We start from the raw sequence: 12,380 nt of genomic DNA, 5'->3' as shown, positions 1-12,380 counted from the left end.
AAGAAAAAGAGCCTAAATCGCCGCGCGGTGCAAACATCGGAATCGATAGGAATCGCGCTTCCTTTGACAGGTGCGATTGGCTATAGCCTCTCTCGCTTATGGGCAAACGCAGCCGGCGTGAACGACGTGAGCACCAGGCTCAGCGCGCCATCGCCTCTCATGATCCGGCAGCGCTCCGGTCGCTCGCCGACCGGAGCCCGGAGCTCGCGGCGCAGCAGCTCGCCGCCGCGCTGGGGGCGGCGACATCGGAGCGCGAGACTCCGCTCCTCGAGATCGCGATCGCGCTGGTCGCCCGCCTCCGGCGCTCGGGGCTGCTCAAGGCCGCCCAGCGCCTCGCGGCCGCCGGTGCTCCCCGGTGCTCCCGTCTCCGGATCGAGCAGGCGCTCGCGGCCTTCGCGCTCGGCGACGACGCGGAGGCGGCGCGGCTCGCTTCCGGCGATCTCGACGTCGGGGCCGTGGTGGGCCCCCTGGTCGACGCGGCGCGGGGGGTCGCGCCGGCGCCGCATGGCGCGGCGCCGCGCGCTGCCCCCGGGCCGCTCCGCGCGCTGCACGCCGCGGCCGCGGCGGTGTCCGCGGCGGTGCGCGGCGAGGCCGCGCTGGGGCGGGCGCTGCTCAAGCGCGTCCCGCCGACGGAGCGGAAGCGGGTGCTCGCCGCCGAGCTCCGCGCGGCCATCGACGCGCAGGACGGCTCCGCCGGCAGGGCGCGCTCCGCCGCCGTCTCGGCGCTCGCGGGCGCATCGGCGTTCCAGGCGGTGACGGGCGCGCGCGAGGCGCTGGTCCTCGCCGCGAGCGAGGCGGACCCCGACCTCGCGCTGGAGACGGCGCGCCGCGTGGAGCTCGACGATCGCGAGGGCGCGCTCCAGGCGACCCGCGCCAGGGCCGCGGCGCGGGCGCTCGCGGCCGCAGGCGGGGCGTCGGAGCGGGGCGCGCTCGACGTGGCGCGACGGTTCGGCGCCGACGTGTTCGACGACAGGACGCGCGGCACCGCCTGCCTGTACGAGGGCTTCGCGTGCCTCTCGGCCGAGCCGGAGCGGGCCGCTCGGGCCTTCGATCGCGCGATCGGGCTCGGCGGCGATCTCGTCGAGGCGCTGCGCGGCAAGCTGACGCTCGCCCTCGGGCAAGCGGGCGACGCCGGCCCCGACCGCGGCCTGCTCGGCGGCAAGCGGGGGGCCGAGGCCGCATCGCTCGCCGATCGGCTCGCCCGCGCGCTGTCCCGCGCGCCCGCCGCCGCGCCGCTCGCCGCGGCCGCCGCCCTGATCGCGGCCGATGCCTGGGGCGCAGCCGGCAACCCGAGGGCCGCGCGCGCCTCGCTGGAGGTCGCGCGGGCCAGGGCCGCCGGGGCCCTGGCCCGCGAGATCGATCGGCTGGAGGTCGAGCTCCTCGCCGCCGAGCACCCCGAGCGCGCCCTCGCGCTGCTCGAGAAGCTCCTCGCCGATCGCCCCGACGACGCCGACGCGTGGTGGCTCAAGATCGCGCTCGCGGAGCGGCGCGGCGATCGCGCGCTCCTCGACGACGCGATCCTGCAGGCGGCCGAGGCGACGAGGGATCCGGAGCTCGCGATCGAGGCGCGCGAGGTGCTCGGCCGGCGCGGGCAGCTCGAGCCGTTCGCCGGCCTCTCCCCGTCCGCCATCTCGGCGGGCGCGCTCGCCGCCGAGCTGCGCCGTGCGGCGCGCGCCGAGCGTTGCTTCGTCAGCGCGCTCGAGCCGCGCGCCGCCGCGCTCCGCGGCGCCCTCGATCCCGACGCGCAGCTCGCCTTCGACGCCGCCTGCGTCGCGCTGGCTGCGGATCTCGACGGCCCGCCGTCGGGCCGCGCGCGGCTCGTCGAGGCCCTGCGCGCCTCCTGGCCTTCGCCCGCGGCGGTCATGAAGCTCGGCGCGGTGTCCTTCCTCTTCGGCCTCGAGGGCGCGCTCGCCGAGGCCGCGCGGGAGGCGCGCCCCGGCGCGGAGTCCGCCGCCGCGATCGCCGCGCTCGCGGAGGCGGCGCTCGCGGCGGGCGACGCGGCCCTCGCGGAGCGCCTCATCGCGCTCGGCGCGCCGCAGTGGCCGCGCCGCGAGCTCTCCCGCCTGCGCGGCCTCCTGGCCGAGGTCCGGCGGCGAGCGCGGCCCGCGGCGGGCCGCGCACCCGGCTCGATCGGCGCCGCGGACGCGCAGCCGAGGGGCCTGACCGCCCCGCGCCCGGACGTCGCCGGCGGCGAGCTCGACGCGCTGCTCTCGCCCGGGTTCAGCCTCTTCGAGGTGAGCGATCTCCGGGCCCCGACGGAGGACGACGAGGACGACGAGGGCGCCGCGCTGCTCGGGCTGCTCGCGCACTTCGGCGTCTCGCCCGCCGTGCTCGATGGGCTCCCGGCCGCCGAGCGCCGGTCGCTCGAGGCGCGCGCGCACCGGATCCTGGAGGAGGGGCCGTCGGCGCGCTCGGGCGCCGATCTGCGGCGCCTCATCGACCGCCTCCTCGGCGCCGGGAAGGGCTTCCCCGGCCCCGCCGCCCGCCCGGGGCGAGGCGGCCCGCGGAGGAGCGCATGAGCGTGATCGACCCTTTCCTCCAGGCGCATGACGCGCTGGGCGTCGGGCCGGACGCGGACGCCGCGGGCATCAAGCGGGCGTACCGGCGAGCGGTGATGGCGCACCCGCCGGACGTCGATCCCGAGGGCTTCCGGCGGGTGCGCGAGGCGTTCGAGCTGCTCTCGGATCCCGGCGAGCGCGCGTGGGAGATCCTGCTCCGCCCGATGCCGGCCGTGGGCCCGCCGTCGCTCCCGGCGGCTCCGGCGCCGCTGCCGGCGGGCGCGCTCGCGCTGACGGTGCTCCGCGCGGTCGCGTCCCAGCTCGATCTCGACGCGCTCGGCGTTCCCCGGGCAAGGACACCCTGATGGCAGAATCGCCTCTCGGCGCGCCGCCCGAGGACCTCGACGCGCGCCTCTCGGAGCTGGTCCGCGAGGTGCGTCGCCAGGGGCGCGCGGCGGTCGCGGCGCAGGCCGCGGCGGAGTCGTGCCTCGATCAGGTGACGGTGCTCGCGCGCGCCGTGGAGAGCGCGCGCGGCGCGCCCGCAGGCGACGCGCCCCGGCCGGCGGAGGAGCTCGCCTGGCTCGACGCGATCCTGCCGGTGGCGGACGCCCTCGATCGCGCGGTCGCGGAGGCCTCGGCCATGGTCGATCGCCGCGCGCGGCTCGAGCGGTCGGGCTTCTGGCCGTTTCGCCGGCGCGCGGCGCCGGATCCGGAGCTCGGCGCCCTGGCCGAGGGGCTCCGCGTGCTGCGGGCGCAGCTCGTCGCGGCGCTCGAGGGCTGCGGGGTGACGATCGACCGGCGCGTCGGCGTCGCCGTGGACCCGGCGGTCCACCGCGTCGCCGAGGTGAGGCCGCGGCGCGAGGACGAGCCCGAGGGCATGGTCGTGGAGGTGATCCGCCCCGGGGTTGCCGCGCGCGGCAGGCTCGTGCGCGAGGCGGACGTCGTCGCGTCGGGGCCGCCGCGCGCGGCGGCGGCCGGGGTGGACGGCGCCGGATCGCCGAGGAAGCGCCTCGGGTTCTAGCGATACGGGCGAGGCGGGCGGGGCAGGGAGGCAGAGGGAAGCGCATGGCGGACGTCGTAGGGATCGATCTCGGCACCACGAACTCGCTCATCGGCGCGGTGCGCGACGGCAAGGTCGCGCTCTTCGCCGGCGGGGCAGGGGATGAGCTCGTGCCTTCGGTCGTCGGCGCCCTCCCGAGCGGCGAGATCCTCGTCGGGCGCGCCGCCAAGAACCGGCGGGTGCTCGATCCCGAGGGCACGGTGCTGTCGATCAAGCGCCTCATGGGGAAGGAGGTGCGCCGGCGCGTCGGCGGGCGCGAGCTCACCCCGCCGCAGATCTCGGCGCTCATCCTGGGGGCGTTGCTGGACCGCGCGGCCGAAGGGCTCGGGCAGCGCCCGCGGCGCGCGGTGATCACGGTGCCTGCGTACTTCAACGACGCCCAGCGCCAGGCGACCCGCGACGCGGGGCAGCTCGCGGGCCTCTCGGTGGAGCGCCTCGTGAACGAGCCGACGGCGGCGGCGCTCACGTACCAGTCGGGCGCCGAGCAGGTCGTCCTGGTCTACGATCTCGGCGGCGGCACGTTCGACGTGTCGATCCTGGAGCGCGACGAGGGGCTGCTCGAGGTGCGCGCGAGCCGGGGCGACACGCAGCTCGGGGGGGACGACATCGACCGCGCGCTCACGTCGGTCGTGCTCGGGCGCCTCGGCCCGAAGCGGGCGCAGGTCGAGGCGGACGCCCGGGCGATGACGCGCCTGCTCGAGGCGGTCGAGCGCGCGAAGATCGCGCTGTCGGACCGGGAGGAGGTGCGGCTCTTCGACCCGTTCCTGACCGGCGAGGGCGCGGACGCCGCGCACCTCGATCTGCCGCTCGCCCGCGCGGAGGTGGAGGCGGCGGCGCGGCCCTTCGTCGAGCGGACGCTCGCGTGCATCGACGCCGCGCTGCGCGACGCGCGCCTGCGCCCTGCGGACCTCGACCGCGTCCTGCTCGTGGGCGGCTCGAGCAAGATGCCGCTGGTCCGGAGGATGGTGTCGGAGCACCTCGGGCGGCCGGCGCGGAGCGACCTCGACGCGGATCGCGCCGTCGCCCTCGGCGCGTCGCTGCTCGCGGGGCGGATCGCGGGCGAGCGCGTCACCGAGGTGCTCGTCGACATCACCCCGCACACGCTTAGCGTCGGTGTGCTGCCGCAGGACGAGCTGCCGGAGAGCCTCGGCGATCTCGACGCGGCGCCGGTGATCCCGCGGGGCACGGTGGTCCCGGTGGAGCGCACGAAGACGGTCTACACGTCGCACGAAGATCAGGAGATGGCGATGCTGCCCATCGCGCAGGGCGAGCACGAGCGGCTCGGCCTGAACACGCAGCTCGGCGAGCTCCGGGTCGGGCCGCTCCCGCCGAGCCCCGCGGGCTCGCCGGTCGAGGTGACCTTTCGGCTCGATCTCTCGGGCGTGCTGCACGTCGCGGCGACGCACCTCCCGTCCGGCGCGCGCGCGGCGGTGGAGATCGCCAACAGCCCGTACCAGCTGACGGAGCTCCGCCGCGCGGCCGCGCAGGCCGAGGTCGAGGCGCTGCGCGCGGCGGCGAGCGAGGGCGAGCTCGGCGGCGAGGCGACCGAGAGCGACCTGTCGCTGGCCAGGGCGATGCTGGCGCGCGCGGAGCGGGCGCTGGGGCTGCCCGGGGGCGATGACGCGGCGCTCGCCCGGGTGCGGTCTGCGGCGGCGGCGCTGACCGAGGCGGTCGCGCGGAGGGCGCCGGGGACGGCGGCGCTCATGGACGAGCTGTCGGACGCGCTGCTCGACCTCGTGTGAGGCGGGGCCGTGGCCGCGGGGCGTGACCCGGCCGTTGCAAGGCTTGAAGCAAGCGTTGAAACGGGCGACTCGGGGGCCGAGTGGGGCATTTCAAGGCTTGAGATGGCCGACTCGGGGGCCGAGTGGGGCATTTCAAGGCTTGAGGTGGCCGACTCGGGGGCCGAGTTGGGGATTTCAAGGCTTGAGATGGCCGACTCGGAGGCCGAGTGGGGCATTTCAAGGCTTGAGGTGGCCGACTCGGGGGCCGAGTGGGCGTTTCATTGCTCGAAACGGGCGACTCGCGGAGAGGCTCGAGCGATACGCGTGTTTCGAGCCGAAGAACTAGGGATCAGCGGCACCGCCAGCGCCGCCGCCCCCTCCTTGACCGGCACCGCCGCCCCCGCCTTGACCATCAGCGCCGGCGCTTCCGCCGCCGCCGCCATCGCCAGCACCGCCGGCGCCTCCACCACCGCCGTCCCCCTCGCCTTCACCGGCACCACCGGCGCTTCCGCCGCCGCCACCATCGCCCTCGCCGCCGCCCGCGCCGGTCGATTTGGCCACGAACGCGCAGGCCGCGAGCTCATGAGCCCGCCCGATGATCACCTCGCACGGGCTGAGCGCGCCATCGGCGCCCTCCGCGGGCTGTGCGGCGGAGCACTCCGCCATGGAAGCGACGTTGTTGGCGGCGCACTCGCGCGTCGCGCCGATGGCGTCGACGCAGGCCTTGATCTGGCTTTCCGTCGGCTCCGGCGCGGGGTGCTCCTTTGTGCCGGCGTTCTCGATGCCGTGGAGGCACTGGTCCCAGGAAAACTCGACGCAGGCGTCCACCCGCGCGTCGGCGTCGGCCGAGCCGACCCACGCCGGGCACGCGGCGGCGGCCTCGCACCGGGCCGTCTCGATCTGCCGGCAGGCGTCGATGCCCACGGCGTCGGTGCCGCAGCTCTGCGTTGCGAGGGTCACGGCCCCGAGGCCGAGCAACCCGGCCGCGGCCCATGTTGCGGAGCTCCGCCTCGCGGCGGAGCGGACGGCGAGCGCAGACGAACCCACCCGGCGGAGCTACCACGCGGGCGCCGGGGGCGTCGAGTTTTCCGCCGACCACCGCCTCGCGGGGCGTACTACCGGCGCGCCCGCTGCGGCGCCGCCGCCCGCACGCCGGCGCGCGTCCATGGTGCAACCGGGCCGGCGCGGCCGTGGTTCCGGGGCGCGCTCGCGCCGGCGCGGCGCTCTCCCGAATCGGGCGCCGCGCCCCCGCGACGAGCCCCGCATCGCGATGAACGCCGCGCCCGCGGCGCCGCGCCGTCGCGAACGGTGTCCGGCCCGGGCCCCGTCCGATCTATGCTCCCGTGGCCTCGATCTCCCGATGGATCCGCCGAGCCTCGCGCAGCTCCGACCCGACACGCTTTTCCACGGGCGATACCGCGTGGTCCGCTCGCTCAAGGCGGGCGGGATGGGGGCGGTGTACGAGGTCGTCGACGAGGTCACGGACCGCCGCCGCGCGCTCAAGGTGATGCTCCCGGGATCCATCCAGGACCCCGGCATGCGCGCCCGGTTCGCCCAGGAGGCCAAGATCACCGGCGGGATCGAGAGCGATCACATTGTCCCGGTCTCCGACGCCGGCATCGACGCCGACTCCGGGATGCCCTTCCTCGTCATGGACCTGCTCCAGGGCGAGGAGCTCGCGAGCCTGTCGGCGCGCCGCGGCCCGCTGCCGGCGGTGGAGGTGGTGCTCTACCTCTCCCAGGTCGCGCGCGCGCTCGACAAGATGCACGCGGCGGCCATCGTCCATCGCGACCTCAAGCCGGCGAACCTCTTCTTGACGCGGCGGGACGACGGCTCCCCGTGCGTCAAGGTCCTCGATTTCGGCCTGGCGAAGATCGCGGCGCAGAGCAGCATGGCGGACCGCACCGCGATCCTCGGGACGCCGCTCTACATGGCCCCCGAGCAGATCCGCGGCGACGGCGCCGTGGGGCCGAAGGCCGACATCCACGCGCTGGCGCACGTGGCCTTCACGCTGCTCGTGGGCAGCCCCTACTGGCTGACCGAGGCCAACGTCCTGCCCTCGATCTTCGCGCTCCTCCAGCGGATGGCGGCGGGGCTGCCCGAGCCCGCGAGCGCCCGCGCCGCGCGGCGCCGCACCGTCCGGCTGCCGCCCGCCTTCGACGCCTGGTTCCAGCAGGCGACCGCGATCGATCCGAGGGACCGGTTCGACCGCGCCACAACGGCCGTCGCCCTGATGGCCGAGGCGCTCGGCGCGCCCGCGCCGTCGAGCCCGCCCCCCGGGCCGGTTCCGCCCACGAACCCGCCGCCGTCGTCGCGCCGCAGCCTCGAGCTCGACGACCGGCGCGCCGCCGCCCCGCCGGACCCCGGGCCGAAGCCGCCCGATCCGGGACCGAGGCCGCCCGACCCCGCGCCGAGGCCGCTGGACCCCGCGCCGAGGCCGCTGGACCCCGCGCCGAAGCTCGCCGGTGACGCGCGGCACCGCGACGAGGATCTCGCCGAGGTCGTCCATGAGGAGCGGCTCCGGGCCTTCCTCAAGAAGGAGGTCCAGCGCGCCAGGGAGCAGCGGACCCGGCGGCTGTCCCTGCTGCTGCTCGGCGTGGACGGCCTCCAGGAGGTCGAGGAGAAGCACGGGCGGGCGGCGGTCGACCGCATCCTCAACGACCTCGCGCGCGTGGTCCGGATCTACGTGCCGGAGGACGGGCTGCTCGGGCGGTACCGCCGCGACCTCCTCGCGATCGTCCGCCCCGGGATCGGCCGGACGCGGGCGTCCGCGTTCGCGAAGGTGCTCGGCGAGAAGGTGCGCCAGCACCGGTTCCGGCGCATCCCGTCGATGCCCGTCCGGATGACCCTCCGGATCGGCGTCGCCCACCTCGAGGAGGACGACACGACCGCGCACGATCTGCTCGAGCGCGCGACGCGGGACCTCCTCGAGCGGGGCGAGTGAGGGCCCGGCGGGATCCCGGGCGTCAGCCGCTCCGTGCGCGCCGCAGCATCGCGACGCTCGCGAGCGTCGACGCGCTGAGCACGAGCCACATCGCGGCGTACCCCTGGGTGGAGGCGAAGAGCGGACGCAGGAGGTCGATGGCCGCGCCGGTGAGCGCGGGCCCAAGGAGCGTCCCGACGCCGCCGCTCACGTCGAAGAGGCCCGCCGCGGCGCCGTGGCTTCGAGCGGGCATCCGCTGCATGACGATCGCGTAGGGCAGGGTGCTCGCTGCCCCGCCGCAGAAGGCGATGAGCGGGAGCTCCGCGCCGAGGAGGAGCGTGGAGCTGGAGAAGGCGGGGAGGGCCAGCCCGAGCCCGAAGACGACGAGCGTGCGCGCGAGGACGCGCGCCGCGCCGTGCCGGTCCGCGAGCTGGCCGCTCACGAGCGCGCCGAGGAGGGCCCCCACGGCGACGACGGTCATCGCGCCGGCGATGAACTTCATGCTCTTGCCGAGCCCCTCGGTCAGCCAGAGCACGACGAAGGCCTTCATGCCGCCGAGCGTGAGCGAGAGGAGCGCGTTGGCGATCATGAGCGCGCGGATGGCCCGGTGGTGACGGAGCAGCGCCCAGACCTCCGCGGCCGACGAGCGGGAGCCACGCTGGGGGACCGCGGACGGCCGTGCGGTCCCGCGCAGCCCGAGCACGAGCAGCGCGGTCCCGAGGAGCAAGGCGGCGGCCGCGACGAGGTACGGCAGCGGCCGCCAGAGCTCGAGGAGCAGCCCGCCGCCGACGAGCGCGGATCCGAGGCCCACCTGGCTGAAGATGCCCTGGATCCCCTGCGCGCGGCCGCTCAGGCTCAGGGGGACGAGATCGGCGTAGAGCGCGCGGTAGGGGGCGAGATAGGTGAAATAGGCGGCGTAGAAGAAGAACACCTCCACGGCCATGACGGGGAGCGAGCGCGCGAGCGGGATGAGCGCGAGGGCGACCGCCGCGACGGGCGCGGTCGCCATCAGGAACGGGACACGGCGGCCGAACCGGGTGTCGACGCGATCGGAGAGGCCGCCGATCCAGAGGGGGACGAGCAAGGCGACGAGCCCCTCGCCGCCGACGAGCGCGCCGATGCCGGCGCGCGATCCCGTGAACCCGCGCGCGAGCACGGGGAGGTATGTGGAGATGACCGTGAGGGACAGCGACAGCCCCAGGCCGGGGGCGCCGAGGAGAAGGAGGAGGCGTCGCTCCGCGCTCGAGAGCTGCGCCCGCGCTGGCCGCATCACTCGCCGCTCCGGCGCCGCTGCTCCCGCCGCCACGCGGCCGTCCCGCTGGGCCCGCCCACGGGCCACGCGAGGTCGAGCACCACCAGCGAGACGAGCAGCAGGACCGGGATCGCCAGCGCGCGCGCCCCCCAGCGCGCGTGCGCGAGCGCGCTCGCGGCGGCGCCCGTCACGAAGCTCGGCCAGATGATCCCCGTGGCCACGAGGTGTCGCGCCGTCGAGCGCAGGTCGACGGGGGCGTCGCGAGGCCTGGCGAGCAGCTGGGCCAGCTCTTCGGCGAAGTTGGTGAGCATGCCGGTGATGTACGTGGTGCGCACCGTCACGCCGTCGATGCGGCGGAACGTGGCCGTCTGCACCCCCATCGCCAGGCTGACGAGCGACGCCTGCAGGTCGAACGCCCACGCCGGCTCGAGCGGGACCGGCCCCGCGTGCGCGGTCACGCTCACCCCGACGAGGAAGCCCCCGAGCAGGGCCGCGGTGAGCGCGAGGCCCGGCGCGACGTCGGCGCGCACGCCGCGGTGGGCGCAGACCTCGGCGAGCGTGGCGCCGCAGACCACGCCCGCCATGAAGACGACGGCCGGGAGCCCGCGCGTCACGATCGCGCGCGCATCTCCGCGGGCGATGGCCTGGCCGAGCGCGGCGCTGTTGCCCGTCATGTGCGTCGTGTAGAGGTGATCGAGCGACAGCCAGCCGATCACGTCGACGGCCCCGGACACGAAGGCGAGCACGGCAGCCACGCCGAACCTCGCCTCGATCACGTTCACCGGCCGGTCCATGCCGCCGCGCGAGCTGCAACCGCTGCGCCACGAGGATCGCGTCGTGCCACCGCGCGATCGTCGCGGGGGCGAGGCTCGTCATCGAGGTCGAGCCGCCGCGCCGAGGCCGCCGCCTCCGGTTGGCGCCGGGGGGAGGAGGCGCTCGGCCAGGGCATGGAGGGCTTCGAGGTCGGCGAGCGCTCGGAAAGGGGCGGGCCCTTTCCCGGGGCTCAGCGGCGACCACGCCCTCGCGCTCGCTCTGTGAGCGCGTCGGCGCTGGCGGCGTCGCGGAGGTACGTGCGGAGCGCGATCAGGGTGATGAGCCCGCTTCCGCACAGCGAGATGAGCATGACGGAGAAGGTCGCGCGCAGGGGTGACGGGCCGCCGGCGAAGACGTTCTCGGCGACGTACCCGAAGGCCACCGGCGCGGCGGCCTCCGCCGCTTTGCGTACCGTCATCCGGACGCCTTCGGCGCGACCCCACAGGTGCGAGGGCACGATGTCGAGCCGCGCCGCGTCGAGCGGAGGGTTGGCGGCCGCGAGCGCGAACGCGGCGATGACGTACAGGATCAGCGCGGCGGCGAGCGCGGCGGAGAGCAGGCCGAGAAAGAACAGCGCCGTGCTCGCCAGGTACGCGCACGCGGCCACCCAGATGCGCGCCGTCTCGTGCCCGCGGGCGAGCAGCCCATCGACGCCCCTGCCGCCGACGTAGACGCCGAGGACCGCGCCGGATCCCACGATCGCGGCGGCGCCGAGGGCCGCCTGGTGGCTGAGGTGGTAGCGGTCTGTCAGGAGCTCGACGGAGAAGATGCGCAGCCCGCCGAAGAAGTAGTAGCCGAGCGCGGAGCTGATGATCAGGACCAGGTTGGTCGGGATGCGGAGCACGGAGCCGAGCGCCCGGAGAAACGACCGCTCGCGCCTGTCGGCGTCGTGGACGAGGCGCTCGCGCGGCTCGACGCCGGCCGCGCGCGCCCTGGCGCCGACGCTCTGCGCCGGACGGGGCCACGGCCCCTCGTCGCGCGACGCCGCCGCGCCCGGACGCGCTTCGATGCGTTCCTGACCTGGCTGGAGCCAGCTCGCGCCGCCGCGCGCCGGCTCGGGGAGGCGGTGGATGGCCCACGCCAGAAAGGGCGTCGGCAGCGCGAGGGCCCAGAAGCCGAGGCGCCACGAGATCTCGGCCAGCAATCCCGCGGCGATGACGCCGATCGCCGTGCCGATCAGCTCGCCCGAGAGGATGAAGCCGAACACCCGACCGCGCAGATCGGGTGGAGAGTAGTCGCCGACGAGGGACGCGACCGCGGGTTGCGCGGCCGCGATGACGGCGCCGAGCGCGACCTGCGCGGCGAGGAGGGCGGCGTAGGAGGTCGCGGCGCCGCAGGCGACCATCGCCACGCCCCACAGCACGATCGTCAGCGCCAGGAGCCGTGTCCGCGCCCTGCGATCGACAAGCCAGCCGAACACGAGGGTGCCGGCGGCGGCGACGGCGGATTCGACCGTGAACAACAGGCCGAGCTGGGTGCTGTCGATGCCGAGCGACCCCTGCAGCGGCGCGGCCATGCCCCCGATCGCGCCGGCGTCGGCGCTGTCGAGCGACAGCACGAGCGCCATCAGGACGATCACCCTGGCCTGCGCTCGCCCTCCGAGCTGTCGCAGCAGCGCATCGCCGATCCGGCGTGCGAAGCGCGTCCGCGGGAGGGGCTCGCTCGGAGGGTCGGTCACCGCCGGAGCACGGATGCCGTGCGGCTCGAGACGGCGGTGCGGCTCGGGATCTCGGTCGACCCCGGCACGGACGAGGCGACGGGCGCGACCGGCGCGGCGCCGAGGACGCTCGTGGCCATGGGCGCGGAGGACCTCGACGGCTCGCCTGCCAGCGCGCTGCGTGCCTGGAGGACACCCGCCTCGCCCCGTTCTGCGAGCCATTCGCGATCTTCGGGCCCCCTCGTTGCCATGATTTCCCCCTTCAGCGCCGGGAGCGCTGCCCGTGCGTACGTGATGCGATGCATACGCTGCGCCGCGCGGGGTGGGGCTCTCCCGAGGGGGCGTGAGAGGTCAGCGGGCCGCTGGCGGAGCCTTGCCGCTCGCCAGTGCCCGCAGGCTCTACTGGGATCGCCCACGCGCGGCGGTTGCGTGCCGAAGCGCCCCGGAGGCATCCGG

General features: G+C 76.0%; 10 protein-coding genes. 5 read left to right on the top strand and 5 right to left on the bottom strand.

Annotated elements, in window-relative coordinates; genetic code table 11:
* Positions 1–98: 98 nt before the first annotated feature.
* The 4 genes from WMF20_RS21590 to WMF20_RS21575 are packed head-to-tail and all read left to right on the top strand — an operon-like array spanning position 99 to position 5,300.
* Positions 99–2,519, top strand: coding sequence for a hypothetical protein (locus WMF20_RS21590; RefSeq protein WP_437616406.1), 2,421 nt, complete (start codon positions 99–101; stop codon positions 2,517–2,519).
* The gene (locus WMF20_RS21585) at positions 2,516–2,863 is read left to right on the top strand and encodes a J domain-containing protein (protein WP_437616404.1); all 348 of its coding nucleotides are present in this window, start codon (positions 2,516–2,518) and stop codon (positions 2,861–2,863) included. The genes WMF20_RS21590 and WMF20_RS21585 overlap by 4 nt, the downstream gene beginning before the upstream one ends.
* Positions 2,863–3,519, top strand: a complete 657-nt coding sequence (locus WMF20_RS21580; RefSeq protein WP_437616402.1) for a nucleotide exchange factor GrpE — start codon at positions 2,863–2,865, stop codon at positions 3,517–3,519. Before WMF20_RS21585 ends, WMF20_RS21580 begins: the two co-directional genes overlap by 1 nt.
* A 44-nt stretch (positions 3,520–3,563) precedes the next feature.
* Positions 3,564–5,300 carry an Hsp70 family protein gene (locus WMF20_RS21575; protein ID WP_437616400.1) on the top strand — a complete coding sequence of 579 codons (1,737 nt, stop codon included), beginning with the start codon at positions 3,564–3,566 and terminating at the stop codon, positions 5,298–5,300.
* A gap of 321 nt (positions 5,301–5,621) precedes the next feature.
* Here WMF20_RS21575 and WMF20_RS21570 read toward each other — a convergent pair whose 3' ends face one another.
* Positions 5,622–6,239, bottom strand: a complete 618-nt coding sequence (locus tag WMF20_RS21570; RefSeq protein WP_437616398.1) for a hypothetical protein — start codon at positions 6,237–6,239, stop codon at positions 5,622–5,624.
* A 400-nt stretch (positions 6,240–6,639) separates the two neighbouring features.
* Here WMF20_RS21570 and WMF20_RS21565 point away from each other — a divergent pair, with 400 nt between their 5' ends.
* On the top strand, positions 6,640–8,223 hold the full coding sequence (locus WMF20_RS21565; RefSeq protein WP_437616396.1) for a protein kinase domain-containing protein: 1,584 nt from the start codon (positions 6,640–6,642) through the stop codon (positions 8,221–8,223).
* Positions 8,224–8,245: 22 nt separating this feature from the next.
* Here the strand turns inward: WMF20_RS21565 and WMF20_RS21560 are convergent, their stop codons facing one another.
* From WMF20_RS21560 to WMF20_RS21545, 4 genes are all read right to left on the bottom strand, one after another.
* The gene (locus WMF20_RS21560; RefSeq protein WP_437616394.1) at positions 8,246–9,472 is read right to left on the bottom strand and encodes an MFS transporter; all 1,227 of its coding nucleotides are present in this window, start codon (positions 9,470–9,472) and stop codon (positions 8,246–8,248) included.
* Positions 9,472–10,248: a YoaK family protein gene (locus tag WMF20_RS21555; RefSeq protein ID WP_437616392.1), complete on the bottom strand. Its 777-nt coding sequence runs from the start codon at positions 10,246–10,248 to the stop codon at positions 9,472–9,474. Before WMF20_RS21555 ends, WMF20_RS21560 begins: the two co-directional genes overlap by 1 nt.
* Before the next feature lie 209 nt (positions 10,249–10,457).
* Positions 10,458–11,846: an MFS transporter gene (locus WMF20_RS21550; protein WP_437616390.1), complete on the bottom strand. Its 1,389-nt coding sequence runs from the start codon at positions 11,844–11,846 to the stop codon at positions 10,458–10,460.
* Between the two features lie 95 nt (positions 11,847–11,941).
* Positions 11,942–12,064 (bottom strand): hypothetical protein, encoded by a 123-nt coding sequence (locus WMF20_RS21545; protein ID WP_437616388.1) that lies wholly within the window; start codon positions 12,062–12,064, stop codon positions 11,942–11,944.
* Positions 12,065–12,380: the final 316 nt, after the last annotated feature.

The sequence above is a fragment of the Sorangium sp. So ce834 genome, from assembly GCF_051521425.1.
GTDB classification, from domain to species: Bacteria; Myxococcota_A; Polyangia; order Polyangiales; family Polyangiaceae; genus Sorangium; species Sorangium cellulosum_D.
This window is presented reverse-complemented; position numbering and strand designations above follow the sequence as displayed.

Bases quoted from the DNA above. Each gene is read 5' to 3' on its own strand.
- WMF20_RS21590 (WP_437616406.1), top strand. From the start codon at position 99: ATGGGCAAACGCAGCCGGCGTGAACGACGTGAGCACCAGGCTCAGCGC.
- WMF20_RS21585 (WP_437616404.1), top strand. From the start codon at position 2,516: ATGAGCGTGATCGACCCTTTCCTCCAGGCGCATGACGCGCTGGGCGTC.
- WMF20_RS21580 (WP_437616402.1), top strand. From the start codon at position 2,863: ATGGCAGAATCGCCTCTCGGCGCGCCGCCCGAGGACCTCGACGCGCGC.
- WMF20_RS21575 (WP_437616400.1), top strand. From the start codon at position 3,564: ATGGCGGACGTCGTAGGGATCGATCTCGGCACCACGAACTCGCTCATC.
- WMF20_RS21565 (WP_437616396.1), top strand. From the start codon at position 6,640: ATGGATCCGCCGAGCCTCGCGCAGCTCCGACCCGACACGCTTTTCCAC.
- WMF20_RS21560 (WP_437616394.1), bottom strand. From the start codon at position 9,472: ATGCGGCCAGCGCGGGCGCAGCTCTCGAGCGCGGAGCGACGCCTCCTC.
- WMF20_RS21555 (WP_437616392.1), bottom strand. From the start codon at position 10,248: ATGGACCGGCCGGTGAACGTGATCGAGGCGAGGTTCGGCGTGGCTGCC.
- WMF20_RS21545 (WP_437616388.1), bottom strand. From the start codon at position 12,064: ATGGCCACGAGCGTCCTCGGCGCCGCGCCGGTCGCGCCCGTCGCCTCG.